This window comes from Desulfohalovibrio reitneri (assembly GCF_000711295.1).
Lineage (GTDB): Bacteria > Desulfobacterota > Desulfovibrionia > Desulfovibrionales > Desulfovibrionaceae > Desulfohalovibrio > Desulfohalovibrio reitneri.
Map to the genome: position 1 here is coordinate 734,765 of NZ_JOMJ01000003.1, position 17,112 is coordinate 751,876.

Sequence of the window (17,112 nt, forward strand, 5' to 3'; positions counted from 1 at the left end):
GATTCAAATGCTGCGCGCCATCCTGCTTAGCCTGTTCCTGCTGCTTTTGCCGCAGGAGGCCCAGGCCGCGCCCTCGCCGGAAATAGATCCCGTGCGGCTGGAGATGTCCGTGGGCAAGTCGCGCATCGTGCGGACCGAGGCCAAGGTCTCCCGGATTTCCCTGGCATCTCCCGAGCACGCCGACATCATCCTGCTGTCGCCGACCCAGGTCTACATCCGTGCCAAGCAGGCCGGGTCCACCAACCTCACCCTGTGGAACGACAACGAAAGGCTGAGCGGCGTTTTCGATCTGGTCATCACGCCTGACGTGGCTCCCCTCAAGGAAATGCTGCACCGCGTCCTACCCGAGGAGCCGCGGATCAAGGTCCTCACGGCCAACGATTCGGTGACTCTCTCCGGACCGGTCTCCAGCTCCACCAACCTCGCCGCGGCCATGTCCCTGGCCGAGGCCTACGCCCCGGACAAGGTCATCAATCTGATGCATGTCGGGGGAGTGCACCAGGTCATGCTGGAGGTGCGGGTGGCGGAGATGTCCCGCTCCCTTGCCCGGAGGCTTGGCGTCAACCTCTCCTACGTATTCGAGGGGCAACTTCTGCAGGGACAGCTTGGGTACACATTCCTCAAGAAGCTCACCGGATTCGACAAGGAAGGGCGCTTCATCCTGGCCGACAACGTCAACAGCGCACTGACCCTCAAGCAAGGCGATGTCTACTACAGCGCGTTTATCGACGCGCTCAAGGAAAACGGCCTGGTCAAGATTCTGGCCGAGCCCAACCTGGTCTGTCTCAGCGGCGAGGAAGCTGATTTCCTGGCCGGCGGAGAGATTCCCGTGCCTGTGCCCCAGGGGCTCGGCACCGTGGGTATCGAGTACAAATCCTTCGGCGTGAGCCTCTCCTTCAAGCCCACCGTGCTTTCGCAGGAAAGGCTCTCCATCCAGGTGGAGCCGGAGGTGTCGGAACTCGACTTCACCAACGCCATCGACATGAGCGGCGTGACCGTCCCGGCCATCAGCACCCGCCGGGCCTCCACCCGCGTGGAACTCAAGAGCGGGCAGACCTTCGCCATCGCCGGTCTTATCCGCGACAATCTCCGAGAGGCGGCGGCACGTTTTCCCGTGCTGGGTGATGTCCCGGTGCTGGGGTCTCTCTTCCGCAGCTCGGAGTTCCAGAAGGACCAGACCGAACTGGTTATCCTGGTCACTCCCCACCTGGCCAAGCCCCTGGACAAACGGGCCGAAAAGCTGCCCACCGACGGCCTCAATGAGCCTAATGACCTGGAATTCTACATGCTGGGCATGCTGGAAGGGGCAGAGAAGTCGCCCGATGCCGGGCGCGCCCCCGCCCCCCCCTCCGGCGGCAAGCGCACCGGTTTCGACGGAGACTTCGGACAGATTCTGCCCGGGGAGGAACAATGAGACGAATCATCGTGACGCTGCTTCTTTTCGGCCTGACCGCCTGTTCCGGATTCGGGGCGGGATCGGGAAACAGCCCCGACATGCCGGCATTTCGGGAGACAACCAGCGGGGTCATCGCATCCCAGCGGGTAATCAAGACGGATCCCACCTCATCGGAGCCTGTGCAGACCTTTGACGGCGCCCGGGCCGCCGAGACCATGAAGACCTACCGCGAGGGCGGCAAGAAGTCCGACGGCGGGGCCGGCGATGAGTTCCAGTCCGTGTTCCAGGACATGCTGGGCGGAAAATAGGCAAGGAGACGAACATGCGGACCATCCAAGTATCCCTGGCGGTCAAGGATGAGGAACTGCGCGGCCGCATGGCTGAGGCCGTGAAGCGGGACGAATCCTTTGTCCTGCAGAACGCGGGATCTCCCGTGGAGGGGAGCCTGCTGGTTTTCCAGCCCGGCGAGGAGCCGCTCCAGGACCTGGACCGACTGGCCCGGGTCATCGGCCGCGGCGTGGTGCGCGACGCCTTTTTCCTGGCCCCCTCGCGAGACGCCGACCTGCTGGTGGAGGCGGCCCGGGCGGGAGTCCGCGAGATTCTCCTGCCGCCGTTTGGCGAGGAGGAGGTCGCCAGCGCCCTGCGGCGGTACGCATCCCGCACCGGGCAGGATTCCCTGCCCCACGCTTCTCCCGGCGGCGGAGGCCGCCTGGCGGTCGTGGCCTCGGCCAAGCCGGGCTGCGGAGCCACCACCACGGCGGTCAATCTGGCCCTGGCCGCGGCCAAGGCCGCCCGGGGAGCCAGGGTGGTTTTGGCGGATTTTGCCCGGCCCAGGCCGGAGATTTCCCTGCACCTCGACCTGGAGCACCAGTACGACTGGTCCGAGGCGGTGGGCGATTCCGACCGGCTGGACACATCCTTTGTGGACGGGTTGCTGGCGGAGCACGAGTCCGGGGTGGCCCTGCTGGCCTGTCCCAAGGATGTGGACAAGCAGGACCTCGGCGCGGAGCAGGCTTCCCTGCTCGCCCAGCGTCTGACCGAAACCGCCGATCTGGTGATTGCCGACCTCGGCAGCGATCTGGACGAAGCGTCCATCGCCCTGTTGGAACGGGCTGACAACGCCTATCTCATGCTCGATGGCGGTTTGGCCTCCCTGGCAGCGGCAAAGGAGGTTGTGGACGCGCTGCGCACGGCCGAAGCCTCTTTCGAGGAGGGGGTGAAGCTGGTGGCCACACGCTGCTCCAAGTCGGCCATTTCCAAAGCGGACGCTCAGGAGCTGCTGGGCAAATCCATTCACCATCGCCTCCCGGCGGACCACGAACGCTGCCTGGCATCGCTCAACCAGGGGCGTCCCTTGCTTCTTTCCTCGCCCGGTTGCCCCTTGTCCAAGGCGTACAAGTCCATGGCCAAGGAGTTCGGCCTCAAGGCGGTCAGCCGTTCCAGAGGGGGTTCGCCCGGGCTGCCGCGCTGGCTGGGCGGCTCGCGAAACCCGGTGCCCGCGTAAGGGGGAATGACGCATGGATTTGGCCACGAGACTGAGCAAGAGCAAGGCGCGCAGGTCGTCCGGCGACCTGCGGGAGCAGGCGGGCGGGGAGAACCGTGCGCCCATGCGTCCGGCGTCCAGGAAAGGGCGGGATGACGAGAGGGAGGCGGCCGAGCGGTTCTTCGACCTCAAGACCAAGATTCACGACCGGCTCATCGACCTACTCGACTTGTCCATTCTCGATGACCTGCCCACGGACGAGGTGCGTGGGGAAATCGCCCGGGCCGTGGAGCGCATTCTTCGCGAGGATTTCGGCCGCGCTCCGCTGTCCGCCCAGGAGCGGCTGAACCTCATCAGCGAGGTGCAGGACGAGGTGCTGGGGCTGGGGCCGCTGGAGCCTTTCCTCAAGGACGAGACGGTCAACGACATCCTGGTCAACACCTACCGGCAGATCTTCGTGGAGCGGGGCGGACGGCTGGAACTGGCCCAGGCCCGCTTCAAGGACGACGGCCATCTGCGCAAGATCATCGACCGCATCGTTTCCCAGGTGGGGCGCAGGGTGGACGAATCCTCGCCCATGGTGGATGCCCGTCTCCTTGACGGCAGCCGTGTCAACGCCATCATCCCGCCGCTGGCCCTGGACGGTCCCTCGCTGTCCATACGCAAGTTCTCCAAAGACCCCCTGGAGCTGGACGACCTGATCTCGTTCAAGGCCATTCCGCCGCAAATGGGCGAGGTGCTCAAGGCCATCGTCCGCTCGCGGCTGAACGTGGTCATCTCCGGTGGTACGGGCAGCGGCAAGACCACCCTGCTCAACGTGCTCTCCCGCTTCATCCCCAGGGAGGAGCGCATCGTGACCATCGAGGACGCGGCCGAGTTGCAGCTCAAGCAGGTCCACGTGGTCCGCCTGGAGACCCGTCCGGCCAACATCGAGGGGAGGGGCGAGGTCACCCAGCGCGATCTGGTCAAGAACTGTCTGCGCATGCGGCCAGACCGCATCATCGTCGGCGAGGTCCGCTCCTCCGAAGCGCTGGACATGCTTCAGGCTATGAACACCGGGCACGACGGCTCCCTGACCACGGTGCACGCCAACTCCCCGCGCGATGCCCTGATGCGCCTGGAGACCATGGTCTCCATGGCCGGCATGAATCTGCCCACCCTGGCCATGCGCCGCTTCATCAGCTCGGCCGTGGACGTCATCATCCAGGCCACACGCCTGGCCGACGGCACCCGCAAGGTTATCAGCTTCCAGGAAGTGACCGGGATGGAAGGGGAAATGATCACCATGCAGGAGATATTCTCTTTCGAGCAAACCGGGGTGGACGCCGAAGGCAAGGTGCAGGGCCACTTCCGCACCGTGGGCGTGCGGCCCATGTTTGCGGACAAGCTGGCCTCCATGGGCGCGAAGCTCCCGGAAAACATCTTCAACCCGGGCAAACTGGACGTGTGAGGGCGCCATGGAAACGCTTCCCGTCATCCTCGCCTTGGTCGCCGCGGGGTCGGTCCTGTTCTTTCTGGCCTCGGTCAGGTCGATCCTCAGTGGCCGCAACGACCGCCTGCGTGAGCGGGTGGAAAAGCTGGCCGACGACACTCCGGCGGCCACCTCCCTGCTGTTCCGTCCCCAAAAGGGCGGATTGGCGAGGCTTGGCGATTCGCTGGCCTTCATGCGTCGCCTGGAGGAACTGCGCAAGCGGGCCAAGACCGAGTCCTCGGCACAGGTCATCGTGGCCAAGTGCCTCGGCCTGGCGGTGGTCGGCTGGTTCGCCGCCAGCTTTACTCCGGTGTCCATGCTGGCCCCCCTGGTGGCCGTACTCTTCGGCATGGCGCCGGTGGTGCTACTGCGCCGCAAGGCGGCACGCCGCATGGCCCGCTTCCAGAAGCAGCTTCCCGACGCCCTGGACCTCATGGCCCGCGCGTTATTGGCCGGGCACGCCTTCTCCGGCAGCCTGCGCATGATCGCCGAGGAATGCGATCCTCCCATCGGGCCGGAATTCGGCAAGGTTCTGGAGGAGATCAACTTTGGCGCCTCCACCGAGCAGGCCCTGGCCAATTTGCTGCAGCGAGTGGACTGCCCGGACCTGAAATTCTTCGTGGTTTCGGTGAACATCCAGAGGGAGACCGGCGGCAACCTCACCGAGATCGTCACCTCCATCGCCCGCCTCATCCGCGAGCGCTACAAGCTGTTCGGCAAGGTCAAGACCCTCTCGGCGGAAGGCAAGCTTTCGGCCATCATTCTGGTCTGCCTGCCCTTCGCCATCGGCGGCATCATTTATGTCCTCAACAGCGGCTACATCAGCCTGTTGTGGCAAACGCAACTGGGGAAGCTCATGCTGGCGGGCGCGGGCGTGAGCATGTTCATGGGCATGATTTGGATTCGCCGCCTGGTGAGCATCAGGGTGTAAAGCCATGAATGCGGACCCCACCATTCTCTTGGCCGCCGGAATGGCCTTTTTGGCCGTGCTTTCCCTTTCCTGGGGGATCATGGGGTTCATCGGCGGCGGCGAGGCCAAAAAGCTGCGCGCCCGCATGGACCGCGCCTGGGGCTGGCCCGGTGAGGAGGAAGCGGAGAAGAAGCAGACCGGTTGGCGCTTCGGAGCCTGGCTGCATGGACAGGTGGAGCGCATGGGGCGCAGGGTGGCCCCCAAGGACCGCGAAGCCCTCTCCGATCTGCGCGTCAAGCTCATGCAGGCGGGGTTCCGCTCACCCGACGCGCCCACGGTTTTCTGGGGGGCGAGGCTGGCGTTGGTCTCGATTTTCGTGACGTCCATGTTCTTCCTTCGTGTCATCGCGGATTCCCCGGATTTCAACCGGCTCTTCGTGATGACGGTGGCCCTGGCGGCGGCGGCCGGCTACTACCTGCCGGACATCTGGCTGCGCCACGTCGTGACCAAGCGCCGCCTGGCCATCGCCAACGAGTTGCCGGACGCGTTGGACCTTTTGGTGGTTTGCGTGGAGTCGGGCATGGGCATGGATCAGGCCATCAGCCGCGTGGCCAGGGAGATGGCTTTCGCCTCGCCCAACATCAGCCGCGAGTTCCGCTTGTTGAACCTTGAGCTTCGCGCGGGCAAGAAGCGGCATGACGCCCTTCGAAACATGGCCTCCCGCGTCGGCCTGGACGACGTGGATTCCCTGGTGACGCTCATCATCCAGGCCGATGCCTTCGGCACCTCGGTGGCCAGCACCCTGCGCGTCTACTCCGACACCATGCGCACCAAGCGCTTCCAGAAGGCGGAGGAAACCGCCGCCAAGCTGCCGGTCAAGCTGCTTTTCCCGCTGGTCCTGTTCATTCTGCCAGCCCTGTTCGTGGTCATCATCGGTCCAGCGGCGCTGCAGCTCATGGATGTATTCACCCGCATCAACTGAAGGAGGAGAACATGATCTTCCGTAAGAATATCTTGCTGGTTTTGTTGCTTGTCCTGGTGGCCGGTCTTGCCGGTTGCGCCGCAAAGAACGGCGGCGAAAAGGAATCCATGCGGCAGTGGATGGACCGTCTGGAAAACGGCGGCGAGACCCGCGAGCCGTCGGAGCACCTTGAATTGGCCCGGGGGTGGCTCGGGGACGGCGCGCCGGACGAGGCCCTTTTCCACGCCGAGGAGGCCCTGGACGCCAGACCAGAGGACTCCGAGGCCTTGTATCTCAAGGCCGAGTCCCTGCGTCGGCTGGGCAGGCATGAGGAGGCCGCGGGATTGTATCGGGATTTGCTGGACAATAACCCCCGCAGCGACCGGGCCCACCTGGGGTTGGGACGTTCCGCCCTGGCCTTGGAGATGCATGAGCAGGCGGCCTCCCATCTGGCCAAGGCGGCGGAGTTGGGAGGGCACTGGCGCTCCTGGCTCTACCTGGGTGTGGCCGCCAGCGGACTGCAGGACCACGGGAGGGCTGAATCGGCCTTCCGTCAGGCGCTGGCTCTGCGTTCCAACCAGTCGGAAACGCTGAACAATCTCGGTGTCTGCCTGCTCATGCAGGATCGGCCGGCCGAGGCGGCCAAGGTGCTCTCCCGGGCCCTGCGCCACGGCGAGGGAAACCCCTCCACCTACAACAATCTCGGTTTGGCTCTGGCCAGACAGGGGCGGCTGGAGGAAGCCCTGGAGGCCTTCAAGGCGTCCGGGGGCGAAGCCGAGGCGCACAACAATCTAGGTTACGTGCTCTACCTGCAGGGCGAGTACGCCGCGGCCGAACGGCACTTGAATCGTGCGGTGGATGTATCTCCGGTGTATTACCCGACCGCCGCTGAAAACCTGAAGAAGGTTCGGCTGGCCAGGGCTTCCAGGGAGACCGGCGTGGCCGGGGTCCCCGCGGAAGTGATGCCCTCCTCGGCGCCCGCTGCGGCGGTGAGCCGGTCAAGGGTGAAGAAGGCCGCCGCTGTAGAGCGGGAGGCCGCAGCTGAAGTGAGCAACGCCTCGGTTGTCCGCCCGACTCCGCTGCCGCAGGGCAAGGCGGAGCCCGAGGGGCGGCGTGTGGAGGTTGCGCGCGTGGAGGCGAAAGAGGCGCGGCGCTCCGAACAGACCAAGGAGGTCTATGCCTATCTGCTCAGTTCCTGGCAAACCATTGGCAAGGCCATGAAGGTCCGTGAAAAACTCGCCGAACGAGGCGGGGAAGTCTGGGTGCGAAGCTCCGATCTTGGTGAAAAGGGCGTTTGGCACCGGGTCATGGCCGGTTCCTATGCCAGCCGGGAACGCGCGGAAGCCGCCAGGGGAAATCTTGACCTGCCGGGCATGGAGTCGGCCATCCTCATGCGGGTTGAGCGGAAGAGCAGGCTGAAGGCTTCCATGGCGGGTCGTTCGCTCTGATTTCCATGTATCATCGAGTGCGCAAGGGGCTGCCGCGGGTTGAACCGCGGCGGCCTTTTCATTTGGCCGACCTGGTCGTAGAACAGGGGCGGAGCACGCACCTTATGCCGCCCTTTACCAACGAAGAGCCAACCACCTACCGTATTCTGGCGGTCGACGACGAGGAGGGATTCCTCGCGCTGTACCGTGACATCCTCTGCCTGGAAGAAGAGGAAACCACTCTGCTGTCCGCCCTGCAGGAGTCCTCGGATGAGGCCGGTCCGGCGCCTGCAAGGCAACGCTTCGATTTGACCCTCTGCCGCAGCGGAGAGGAGGCGGTGGAGCGCATGCGGGAGGCCGTGGATCAGGGGGAAGCGTTCGTCGTGGCCCTGGTGGACGTGCGGCTCGGCTCCGGCATGGACGGAGTGGAAACGGCGCAACGTCTCCGGGAGATGGACGAGCTGCTGGAGATTGTGGTGGTCACAGCCTATAACGACATCTCCCTCTCAGAACTCAATCGTCGTATCCAGCCGCCGGAGCGGCTTCTCTACCTCCAGAAGCCCTTCCGTCCCCAGGAGCTTCGCCAGCTGGCACTTTCCCTGTGCACCAAGTGGCAGGCCGAACTGCAGTACCGTGACCTCAATTCCATTCTCTGGGAAACGGTGGAGGACCGCACCGCGGAACTGAACGGGGCCAACGAGCAACTGCGCCGGGATATCGCGGAACGGCAGCGGATGCTGGAGCAACTGGCCCGAAGCGAGGAGCGCTACCGGCTGCTTTTCGAAGAGGACATCACCGGGAATTTCACCGCCTCGCCGGACGGGCGGGTCCTGGAGTGCAACGAGGCCTTCGCCCGCGCCTTCGACTTTCCTTCGGCCGAGGAGGCTAAAGGCTTCTCCGTTCTGGATGTGCCCCTGGAGGGGCTTGAGGGCCGGTCGCTGCCCGGGGTTCTGCGCGAACAGGGCTCGTTGCGCGGGCTGGAAACCTCCCTCCGCCGCGACTCGGGGCGGGTGGACCTCATCGCCTCCTTCAACGGCGTGTTCAATGGGGCCGGGGAGTTGGTGGAAATACGCGGTTATTTTTACGACATCACCGAACGCCGCGAACTGGAGGAACAGCTTCGCCTGGCGCAGAAGATGGAGGCCCTGGGCACTCTGGCCGGGGGCATCGCACACGATTTCAACAACATCCTCGGTGTTATCCTGGGCTACGCCGAGATCGTGCTGGAGGGAGCCGAGAAGGGCTCCGGACTGGCCCGCCGCGTGGGGGAAATCGTCACAGCCGGGCACCGAGCGCGCGACCTGGTCAACCAGATCCTCAATTTTTCCAGGCAGGCGGGGCAGGAGCGCAACCCCCTGCACGTAACCCCCCTGGTCAAGGAAGCCCTCAAACTGTTGCGTTCGGGCCTTTCAGCCTCCATCGACATGCGGACCAGCTTCCGCACCAATGACGACCTGGTGGAGGCGGACCCCACGCAACTGCACCAGATTCTGTTGAATCTTTGCGCCAACGCTGCTCACGCCATGAGCGAGGAGGGCGGACGGCTGGAAGTTGAACTGGCGGACGAGGAGCTTGGCGAAAGCGAACGGACCGACCTGCCCGCCGGCCGTTATTTACGGCTGACGGTTCGGGACACCGGGCATGGCATGGAGCCGGAGGTGCTTGAACGCATCTTCGACCCCTTCTTCACCACCAAGAAGCCCGGCGAGGGCACGGGCATGGGGCTTTCAGTGGTGCATGGCGTTGTGGCCTCGCACCAGGGAGGGGTGGAGGTTGAAAGCGCCCTGGGTGGCGGCACGGCCTTTCACGTTTTTTTGCCCAAAGCCGAGGGCGTGGCCGCCCCCGCGGACGCGGAGTCCCCGGGCATAATTCTGCCGCCCGCAAGGGTGATGCTTGTGGATGACGAGGCGGCCCTGGTGGATGTGGGGCTGGAAATGCTGGCTTCGCTGGGGCTCGAGGGCGTGGGCTGCCAGACAGGGGGCGAGGCCCTTGAACGGCTGCGTTCCGGTGAGCGGGTGGACGTGTTGCTGACCGACCAGAACATGCCGGGCATGACCGGATTGCAGTTGGCCGAGGAGAGCAGGCGGCTGCGCCCGGACCTCCCCGTGCTGCTGTGCACGGGCTTCAGCGAGACCATCTCAGAGGAGGCCATGCGCCAAGTGGGCGTGACCGACTGCCTGATGAAGCCGCTGCTTTCGGCCAAGTTGGCCGAGGGGCTGTCGCAGGTTTTGAATTAGGGGGATCAGGAGCCGGGCATCCTGCCGTCCTGGTCCACGTAATAGGTGATGCGCGAACGCAGGCTCAGGTAGTCCAGTATCTCCGCCGGCAGGTTGTTCAGGCGGATTGACTTCTCGATTTTCAGATCCCCTTCCTCGGCCAGATCGATGAACAGGGCTTCCCGTTTGGGAATGTCCGGGTCGTAGAGCAGGACCTGCGGGTTGAGCTGGTCCTCGGCGTTGACCGAGACCACGATGCCGATGGTCCCGTTGGAAAGCTGCACTACCGTGCCGGGGGGATAGACACCCAGACAGCGGATGAAGAGCGCCAGCATCTCCTTGTCGAACAGCCCCGCCTGCTGGGTGAACATATGGGAGAGTGCCTGGTACGGCGTGTAGGAGGAGAGCGGGTCGGGATGGTTGCAATGGTTGTCGTACAGGTTGACGATGGCCAGGATGCGTGAGTTTCTGGAGATGGTCTCGCCGGACAAGCCCTCGGGGTAGCCGGAGCCGTCCATATACTCGTGGTGCTGGTAGACGGCTTCAAGGGCTTCCGGCGGAAAGGTCCCGATGCGCTTGAGCATGTCCACACCCATGGACGGGTGGCGCTCCACCACGGCCCGTTCGGCGTTGGTCAGCGGACCGCGCTTGCGCAGGATTTTCTTTTCGATGCGGTTCTTGCCGATGTCGTGGAATAGGGCGCTCATGCCGAGGGTGTTCATGGCCTTGGCGTCCAGCCCCGCCTTGCGGCCGAGCATCAGGCCAAGCACGGCCGTGTTCATGGAGTGGTAGTAGAGCCGCTCCGTCTGTTCCATGACATTGATCAGGTGAAGGGTGGTCTCCTCGTCGCGCAGGAAGAACTCGGTCAATTCGGCCACAAACGCTGCGGCCTGCTCCACCGATTCCGGTCTGCCAGCGGCGATGCCCTGCATCATGTCCCCGACTTTGGCCAGCGAGCCGACGTACTGCTCCTCGCATTTGCCGAGGCGGTCGCGCTTGTCCTGGAGCTTTTCCCTTCGGGCCTTCTTTTCACGCCAGAGGGCGTCCAGCACTTCGGCGGATTCAGGGGTGGGCGCGGAGGCTTGTTTGTTCCGCACCTCGGTACCGGCGGGCTTGCGGCCCGGAAGCCGGTCGCTCTTTTCCGGTACGCAGATGACTTCGTTCAGCCCGAGGCTGCGCAGAATGTCTATCTGTTCCTGGTTCTTTATCTTGAAGCTGTTGAACAGGAAGGGGTGGTCGAACCAGCCCATCCGCTCCAAGCGGATGAATACACCGGGTTCGAGTTGGTCCACGGAGACGCGGTATTCAGGAATGCTGTATTCTGCCATGTGTGTCCCACCGCGAAGCGACGCGGAAAAGGCACAATAAATCCTGCCGGAGAGATTGGCAAATCCAATCGTTACGGTTAGGGCTTATCCGTTGGAATCTTTCGCAAAGACGAGAAAGGCTGGCCGTTCGACCACCTCCCCGCCCAGGCAGAGCCTGGACCGCCATAGAGAAGTAAATCGCTGGTAGTCCAAATGGTATTCGCCGCGTTCGGGATCCAAAATGGTGAAGCCGGTCTCGTCGTATCCGGAGACAATCACGCCCTTGTAACGTTCTTCGACGGAATCCGGATCGCGCAACAATACAACGGGCGGAACGGCCTGGTTGAGGTAGCCCTTGAGTCCGGCCGTCGTCAGGCCGGTGCGGAAGGATGACCGGTCCCCGTAATTCCACTGCCCTGCCGCCCTGCGCAATCCGGCGGCGTCCTGGCAGCCCGCCTTGATCACCTGGAGGAACGTGGTGCCGCTGGCCTTCCATACGTCCTCTTTGTCCAGCTTCTTGCCCAGCCGGTAGGAGAGCGCCATGGCCAGGGAGGTGGTGGCCGAGGAATAGTTGTCGCGCGAAAGGATGAGCGGGACTTGCAGGGCCAGGGAGGACGGCATGCCCGCTTCGTCCTGTTTGTGCTCCACAAGGGGGGAGGGCTTGTGCGCCGGGGGCCGCTTCTCGGCACAGCCCCATGATGCCAGGATGGCCAGGGCCAGCAGAAAGAGGATGGTGTGTTTCATGGTTTCTCCGTATGGCTTCTAATCCAGGGGGCGGCTTCGGAGGCGGCCTGGGCCAGTCTGCCTAAGGGCGATTCGCCGCTGAGGGAGCGTACGTCGTAACCGGGGCCGGGGGGGATGCCGTGGTTCGGGCAGGTGAGAAGAAGGCCGGGGCAGGGAAGCCCGGCGACCTGTTCCAGAGCGTTTCCGCCGGAGCAGACCAGAAAGGCGGGCGGTGGTGATGATTCGGCCGCGGCCAGCCGGGATTGCGGGCATTGCTCCGGCTCGCTCCACAGCCCAGCGTTTTTGTCGCCGGATGTACGTCGTATGAAGTCCAGGGCAGCGGCCGCGTCGCCGGCCAGTTGCTCCACCGTGGCGGCCCGGGCGTTTCCGCCGGAGTTGCCGCAGCCACGGGGGTGCATCAAGAGAGTGGACAGGCCACGCAAGGCCAGCAGACGGGCAAGAATCATGTCGCGCTCCCGTTCCCGGCAGGTCTCGCCGGGCACACGCACCACCACAGGGTGTTCCGTTTCGTCTTTCGGTCGCACCAGTGTGGCGGAAAGGGGCACGTCGCCGTGGAAGTAGATCACCTCCCGTTCCTCGAAATCCACGCGATCCCCCATGACCGCCGGCGGATTCTCGGGCATCCACATCAGCCTGCTTGTCCAGGGGATGCCCTTGTTCTGATCGTCCTCCGGCTTGACCGGCATGAAGATGACCACACCCTCCACGGACTCGCTTTCGTTCGATCCGGGGCCGTACACGAAGTGCAGCCCTTCCTTTCTGGTCAGGCGCCGCAATAGCCCGGTTTTCGAGTCGTGGAAGAGCAGGGCGTCGCTGTCCTGGGAGTATACCACGCTGAGAACGCGGTCCGGGCCGGCCCGGTACAGCCCGGCGAAGTCGTGCCGCCCGTATTCCGGGGCGATGAGGGAGCGCCAATTGAGACCGTGTTTGGCGGTTGAGGCCTGGGAGGCGTGGCGCGTCTCGACGGCCAAGTCGTCCAAATCGGCCGGGGCCTTGGTCTTGGTGGGGTCGAAAACTGTTGTCTTGCGCGGGGATCGGCGCTTACGGGCGGAAATGTCGCCTGGGGATGGCTCTGGAGGCCGCTGGGGCGGTGCGGCGTGAGCCTTACGCTTTTCCGGTCCTGTAATCGGTTTGGCCGGCGGAGGTTCGGGCCGGGCCCTTTCCTTCTCCGCTGGCGGCTCCGTGGGTGGTGGTTGTTCCGGCGGTGAAGGGGGGGCGGGGAGCGGCTCGAGTTCCACAAGGTCGACGGTGATGATCTCCTGGGCCCGGGGGGCAAAGTCCCACCGCTCCACGTTCGCCACGAGAATGGCGAACATGCCGTGCAGCAGGATTGCCGCCAACAAGCTCGCGAGTCGCATGATTTCCAATCCTTTTCTCAGAGTGGGATAATAAGGCGTGGAGAGGGGGGCAGCAAGTATCCTCCTCTTGCAAGGGGAATGGGGTCGGGGCTATAGATCCCGCAAGAGGAGTGTGCATGGTCCGGGATTCACTGCGCGTGCTGGTGGCGGACGACAGCTCTTCCGCACTGCGCTTCCTGGAGGAGGCGCTGGGCGGGGTGGCGGAAGTGGCGGAAGCGGTCAACGGGCTGGAGGCCGTGCGGTGTTTCGCCGCGGCCATGGAGTTGGGGCGGACGTTCGATGCGGTTTTCATGGACATCATGATGCCGGAGGTGGATGGCCTGACCGCGGTCAAGAAAATCCGGCGCATGGAATCGGCCGCCGAAGTTCCGCCGGAAAGGCGGGCCGGAATCGTCATGCTTTCCAGTCTTTCCGACGCCAGGCACATGATGGAGGCCCAGTACGAATGCGGGGCCGACCTGTATTTGACCAAACCGGTCGAGCGCGCCACCCTTTTGGAGGCGCTGGCCAACCTCGGCCTGACTGTCGGGCCGTTTATGGAAAATGACCGAGTCCCCCCAAAGTCTTGAAGGTTTGCCTTCGCTCTACCTGTCTGTGAACGAGGGTGGCGTCTGGGGTGAGCCCACAGCGGTCAGGACGGTGCTGGGCTCCTGCGTCTGCGTAGTGCTTGTTTGCGCGCGGCTTGGCCTTGGCGGGGCGTTCCATGCCCTGCTTCCGCTGGCCTCGCAGTGGGGGGAGACGATTGATGGGGAGAGTCCGTACAGGTATGTGGACACGGCCATTCACCGGCTGCACGATCTGTTCGCCATGCGCGGGGCCGGGCGTGGAGCCATCCAGGCCAAGGTATTCGGGGGCGCCTGTTCCATGGGCAAGGGCTACGACGTGGGCAGGCGGAACGTTACTCAGGCGTTCGTCACACTGGAATCCCTCGGGGTCCGGGTTGCGGCTTCAAGCGTTGGCGGTTCGCGAGGGCGGAAGCTGATATTCAGGACGGATACCGGGGAAGTCTACATGCGCTTTGTTAGAAGTTAGTGATTAAATGCATATATATTTCAGGTGGTTGATTGTCTCTTTTTGTGTGAACGAAAAATTGGCGCTTGTTGGTTGACTAATCAACCCCAGATGGGTAGATGTGTGACCCACAGGTTGATTGGCTAAACAACTTGCTGTCGAGGAGCGCGCCATGAACATGCAAGCCGAGGAGCCAACGAGCAAGGAGAAAATCCTTCTCGCGGCCCGCAACCTGTTCGGGGAGTATGGCTACGCCGATACGACCTTCAAGCGTATCGCCGAAAAGTCGGGAATGGCCCTGGGGCTTATCACCCACTATTTCGGCAGCAAGGAAAAGCTCTTTGTCAGTTCCAGTCTGAGTGTTCTGGACGAACTGTACGGCGAATTGCAGGAAGCGGCTTCCAGCGCCTCCAACGGCTTGGAAGAAGTTCTGGCTTTCGTTGAGGCCTACCTGAACTACTCCGTGACGCCGGGCAAGGATTTTCTTCTTCTGGTGCGCTGCTCGCCCTATTCCGACATCAAGAGCGACATCAACAAAGACGATGTCAGCAAGATGTTCGAACGGTTGATTCTTGACATCTCCGAGATGCTCGCCAGGGGAATGGAGGACGGCAGCGTGGTGGACTGCCCCTCCGTCAAGACGGCCAACTGCATTTTCGCCACCGTGGTCGGGTCGGTGCGCACGCGGCTGCTGTCGCCGTATTGTCCGGACAACTACTACGAGGAAGTGCTCCACTACGTCCGCAGGAGCATAGCCAAGTAACCCCCGGCAGGGGAAGCGAGGGCATCATGAGCGAAGTCATCTTTTACGCCTTGGCTGCAGGTTTTATCGGAACGGCCGTCCATCTGATCAACCGTTTCCGTAAGCACGGCTCCCCCGAGATCGAGCGTCTCGTGGTCTGGCTGCGAAGCTAGGCGAACACATTTGCCGGCCATCCCCCGGCAATACCCACACGCCTTCGAGCGTTTCCATCCCATCCCATCCCCATCCCAACCCTGCCCCGGACGGTCCGGGGCAGGGGCTTTTTTTTTATCCGCCGCTCAATAGCTCTACGTCCGCTCATGGGGCATTTCGCCTGGCTGGGCATGCTTGAGGCGTTGGCTGTTCAGGCAGGCCGCGCCTCGGGTGGATTCCGAAGGACGGGATGCCGGGAAGTGGCCCGGAAGGGCTGGCGCCTGATACGAATTCGTCGAGCGTCATCCCGGCTGTCTTGAGGGCGGAAAACCACCTTGCCCGCTTTGTGGCGAGAAGGACGCCGCTAGCACGGAAAATCGATCTGCCACTTCCGATGCAAGGCGGGACGGCGGTGACAGCCGGAATCAGCCGCCGGGTGAGACGCCGAACTTGCCCAGTATTTCGGCCAGCCGCGCCTTTAGGTTGGTCGTGGTCCGGGCGAGTTGGTTGAGGTTGATGGCCACCAGCACGTCCACCTTCCATCCACTGTTTTCCCAGAGGGAGTCTATTGACTCCCTGAGTTCGTCGGAAAGCTGCAGCATCTGGAGCAGCGATTCCAGATCACGGCCGTTTTTCGGGCGGAAAAGACAGTGTTCAGTGCTGGCGGAGTCCTGCTCGAACAGCTTGCTCCGGCCTATCTTGGTCAACCCGTTCTGCTGCAATTCCCTCAGTTTCTCTACCGGCAGACGCCGCACGGTGTTGGTCTTGACGATGACCTTGTTGCCCTCGTCCCGCTTTTTTTCCTGCAAGAGCCCAGTAAAAGAGCCCAGCAGCATGGTGAAGAAGGTCTTGTTCAGGGAGGGCGCGTCGAAAACCCCCAGCAAGTGGGTGACGCTGGCGGAATCCTGGTGGTCGATCCTGGAGAGGGAGAGCAGGAATTCTTCGCGCATGGTGTCCAGAACCAGCAGGATACCGACCGCCATGGAGACCAGTTGCTCGCGGATGAAATCCAATTCCGCCTGGCGCTGTTCATCCGGGGATTCGTTCTGGAACCGCTCCAGCTTTTCCCTGTATTGCTCGCAAACCGCGTCCATGCACACGATGCGGGAGATGTGCAGCATGTCGTGCCGCTCCAGAGCACGGCCAAGCACCTCGGTTTCCCGCCTAAGAACCTCCTGGGCCAGACGGAACCCGGAAAGCGACTCCTCGCCAGCCGTCTCTTCCTCGTAGGCGTTTTGCACCCGTGTTTTCTGGATGTTCTTGCTGGTTTGCTTGAGTCCGGAGAGAACCGCATCAAAGGGAAACTGGATGAAGAGATAGTTCTGCTCCTTGAACAGGGAGTATCGTTCTTCGGAGAGAATCTGTTCAAACGCCATTTCCACCGGTCGCGTGACGAAATGGGAGAGCATCTCCCGCCAGTAGCGCTCTCCTGGCTCCAGCTTTTCCGTAAAGGACTCCACTTCGGCGATGGCCTTCTCGCCGAAATAGGTGATGAGGATTTCCTCCATGTTGTCGTGGATGAGAGACGAGGCGTAGACTGCGCCCTGCACACACTTGATGAGGATGACCTCGGTGTTGGCGATCTGTGTGCGCAGCTGCTTGACACCCTCGGAGTCGCGCTGGGAGTCCGCCTTGCTGTAGCGGGTAAGGATGTGAAGAAAGTTGGAAATGTACCGCTTCAGGAATTCGTTGGCAGGATGTCCCTGGGAACGGTAGCAAAGGATATTGATAAGGCCGTTTCGCTGCGTCTCCAGAAGCGGATACTCGTTGATGCGGTCGTGGTTGGCTGTGATGAATTCCAGAAGCATTTCCCGCTCCTGGACATCCCGCAGCGAAGCCCGCTCCTTGAGGCCTGCCAGCTTCTTCAGGTAACGCTCAATGCGTTCATCCAGGGAGATTTGCCCTTCTTCCTTGTCTTGCGGTTGGCTCATGG

16 protein-coding genes are annotated in these 17,112 nt (G+C 63.1%); 12 read left to right on the top strand and 4 right to left on the bottom strand.

Going from position 1 to position 17,112, the window contains the following annotated elements; genetic code table 11:
* Window positions 1–7: 7 nt before the first annotated feature.
* The 8 genes from N911_RS0104005 to N911_RS0104040 all read left to right on the top strand — a co-directional run bounded on the left by N911_RS0104005 (window position 8) and on the right by N911_RS0104040 (window position 9,885).
* Window positions 8–1,414: a type II and III secretion system protein family protein gene (locus N911_RS0104005; RefSeq protein WP_029894574.1), complete on the top strand. Its 1,407-nt coding sequence runs from the start codon at window positions 8–10 to the stop codon at window positions 1,412–1,414.
* Window positions 1,411–1,704: a hypothetical protein gene (locus N911_RS0104010; RefSeq protein WP_029894576.1), complete on the top strand. Its 294-nt coding sequence runs from the start codon at window positions 1,411–1,413 to the stop codon at window positions 1,702–1,704. Before N911_RS0104005 ends, N911_RS0104010 begins: the two co-directional genes overlap by 4 nt.
* Window positions 1,705–1,718: 14 nt before the next feature.
* A complete protein-coding gene (locus N911_RS0104015) occupies window positions 1,719–2,900 on the top strand; it encodes a CpaE/TadZ family protein (RefSeq protein WP_029894579.1) in 1,182 nt (393 codons plus the stop codon).
* 13 nt (window positions 2,901–2,913) lie between these two features.
* Complete coding sequence (locus tag N911_RS0104020; protein WP_029894581.1) at window positions 2,914–4,329, top strand: TadA family conjugal transfer-associated ATPase; 1,416 nt, start codon at window positions 2,914–2,916, stop codon at window positions 4,327–4,329.
* 7 nt (window positions 4,330–4,336) lie between these two features.
* Window positions 4,337–5,281 carry a type II secretion system F family protein gene (locus tag N911_RS0104025; protein ID WP_029894583.1) on the top strand — a complete coding sequence of 315 codons (945 nt, stop codon included), beginning with the start codon at window positions 4,337–4,339 and terminating at the stop codon, window positions 5,279–5,281.
* 4 nt (window positions 5,282–5,285) lie between these two features.
* Entirely contained in the window at window positions 5,286–6,242 is a 957-nt protein-coding gene (locus N911_RS0104030) for a type II secretion system F family protein (RefSeq protein ID WP_029894586.1), read from the top strand.
* Window positions 6,243–6,253: 11 nt separating this feature from the next.
* Entirely contained in the window at window positions 6,254–7,669 is a 1,416-nt protein-coding gene (locus tag N911_RS0104035) for an SPOR domain-containing protein (RefSeq protein WP_029894588.1), read from the top strand.
* 104 nt (window positions 7,670–7,773) lie between these two features.
* Complete coding sequence (locus N911_RS0104040) at window positions 7,774–9,885, top strand: ATP-binding response regulator (RefSeq protein ID WP_029894590.1); 2,112 nt, start codon at window positions 7,774–7,776, stop codon at window positions 9,883–9,885.
* A 5-nt stretch (window positions 9,886–9,890) separates the two neighbouring features.
* Here N911_RS0104040 and N911_RS0104045 read toward each other — a convergent pair whose 3' ends face one another.
* The 3 genes from N911_RS0104045 to N911_RS18970 all read right to left on the bottom strand — a co-directional run bounded on the left by N911_RS0104045 (window position 9,891) and on the right by N911_RS18970 (window position 13,273).
* On the bottom strand, window positions 9,891–11,192 hold the full coding sequence (locus N911_RS0104045) for a cyclic di-GMP phosphodiesterase (RefSeq protein WP_029894593.1): 1,302 nt from the start codon (window positions 11,190–11,192) through the stop codon (window positions 9,891–9,893).
* An 84-nt stretch (window positions 11,193–11,276) separates the two neighbouring features.
* Complete coding sequence (locus tag N911_RS0104050; RefSeq protein WP_029894595.1) at window positions 11,277–11,915, bottom strand: C39 family peptidase; 639 nt, start codon at window positions 11,913–11,915, stop codon at window positions 11,277–11,279.
* Window positions 11,912–13,273: a hypothetical protein gene (locus N911_RS18970; protein WP_138774329.1), complete on the bottom strand. Its 1,362-nt coding sequence runs from the start codon at window positions 13,271–13,273 to the stop codon at window positions 11,912–11,914. Before N911_RS18970 ends, N911_RS0104050 begins: the two co-directional genes overlap by 4 nt.
* A 116-nt stretch (window positions 13,274–13,389) precedes the next feature.
* Here N911_RS18970 and N911_RS0104060 point away from each other — a divergent pair, with 116 nt between their 5' ends.
* The 4 genes from N911_RS0104060 to N911_RS18975 all read left to right on the top strand — a co-directional run bounded on the left by N911_RS0104060 (window position 13,390) and on the right by N911_RS18975 (window position 15,199).
* Window positions 13,390–13,842 (top strand): response regulator, encoded by a 453-nt coding sequence (locus N911_RS0104060; RefSeq protein ID WP_051693897.1) that lies wholly within the window; start codon window positions 13,390–13,392, stop codon window positions 13,840–13,842.
* Between the two features lie 25 nt (window positions 13,843–13,867).
* Window positions 13,868–14,305, top strand: coding sequence for a chemotaxis protein CheD (locus tag N911_RS0104065; protein WP_051694304.1), 438 nt, complete (start codon window positions 13,868–13,870; stop codon window positions 14,303–14,305).
* 151 nt (window positions 14,306–14,456) lie between these two features.
* Complete coding sequence (locus N911_RS0104070) at window positions 14,457–15,047, top strand: TetR/AcrR family transcriptional regulator (RefSeq protein WP_029894605.1); 591 nt, start codon at window positions 14,457–14,459, stop codon at window positions 15,045–15,047.
* A gap of 26 nt (window positions 15,048–15,073) precedes the next feature.
* Window positions 15,074–15,199 (top strand): hypothetical protein, encoded by a 126-nt coding sequence (locus tag N911_RS18975; protein WP_272913346.1) that lies wholly within the window; start codon window positions 15,074–15,076, stop codon window positions 15,197–15,199.
* Window positions 15,200–15,604: 405 nt separating this feature from the next.
* Here the strand turns inward: N911_RS18975 and N911_RS0104080 are convergent, their stop codons facing one another.
* The gene (locus N911_RS0104080) at window positions 15,605–17,110 is read right to left on the bottom strand and encodes a hypothetical protein (protein ID WP_029894608.1); all 1,506 of its coding nucleotides are present in this window, start codon (window positions 17,108–17,110) and stop codon (window positions 15,605–15,607) included.
* Window positions 17,111–17,112 lie beyond the last annotated feature (2 nt).

What these genes read in the sequence shown, in the direction of transcription:
- N911_RS0104005 (WP_029894574.1), top strand. Translation starts at nt 8, where the DNA reads ATGCTGCGCGCCATCCTGCTTAGCCTGTTCCTGCTGCTTTTGCCGCAG.
- N911_RS0104010 (WP_029894576.1), top strand. Translation starts at nt 1,411, where the DNA reads ATGAGACGAATCATCGTGACGCTGCTTCTTTTCGGCCTGACCGCCTGT.
- N911_RS0104015 (WP_029894579.1), top strand. Translation starts at nt 1,719, where the DNA reads ATGCGGACCATCCAAGTATCCCTGGCGGTCAAGGATGAGGAACTGCGC.
- N911_RS0104020 (WP_029894581.1), top strand. Translation starts at nt 2,914, where the DNA reads ATGGATTTGGCCACGAGACTGAGCAAGAGCAAGGCGCGCAGGTCGTCC.
- N911_RS0104025 (WP_029894583.1), top strand. Translation starts at nt 4,337, where the DNA reads ATGGAAACGCTTCCCGTCATCCTCGCCTTGGTCGCCGCGGGGTCGGTC.
- N911_RS0104030 (WP_029894586.1), top strand. Translation starts at nt 5,286, where the DNA reads ATGAATGCGGACCCCACCATTCTCTTGGCCGCCGGAATGGCCTTTTTG.
- N911_RS0104035 (WP_029894588.1), top strand. Translation starts at nt 6,254, where the DNA reads ATGATCTTCCGTAAGAATATCTTGCTGGTTTTGTTGCTTGTCCTGGTG.
- N911_RS0104040 (WP_029894590.1), top strand. Translation starts at nt 7,774, where the DNA reads ATGCCGCCCTTTACCAACGAAGAGCCAACCACCTACCGTATTCTGGCG.
- N911_RS0104045 (WP_029894593.1), bottom strand. Translation starts at nt 11,192, where the DNA reads ATGGCAGAATACAGCATTCCTGAATACCGCGTCTCCGTGGACCAACTC.
- N911_RS0104050 (WP_029894595.1), bottom strand. Translation starts at nt 11,915, where the DNA reads ATGAAACACACCATCCTCTTTCTGCTGGCCCTGGCCATCCTGGCATCA.
- N911_RS18970 (WP_138774329.1), bottom strand. Translation starts at nt 13,273, where the DNA reads ATGCGACTCGCGAGCTTGTTGGCGGCAATCCTGCTGCACGGCATGTTC.
- N911_RS0104060 (WP_051693897.1), top strand. Translation starts at nt 13,390, where the DNA reads ATGGTCCGGGATTCACTGCGCGTGCTGGTGGCGGACGACAGCTCTTCC.
- N911_RS0104070 (WP_029894605.1), top strand. Translation starts at nt 14,457, where the DNA reads ATGAACATGCAAGCCGAGGAGCCAACGAGCAAGGAGAAAATCCTTCTC.
- N911_RS18975 (WP_272913346.1), top strand. Translation starts at nt 15,074, where the DNA reads ATGAGCGAAGTCATCTTTTACGCCTTGGCTGCAGGTTTTATCGGAACG.
- N911_RS0104080 (WP_029894608.1), bottom strand. Translation starts at nt 17,110, where the DNA reads ATGAGCCAACCGCAAGACAAGGAAGAAGGGCAAATCTCCCTGGATGAA.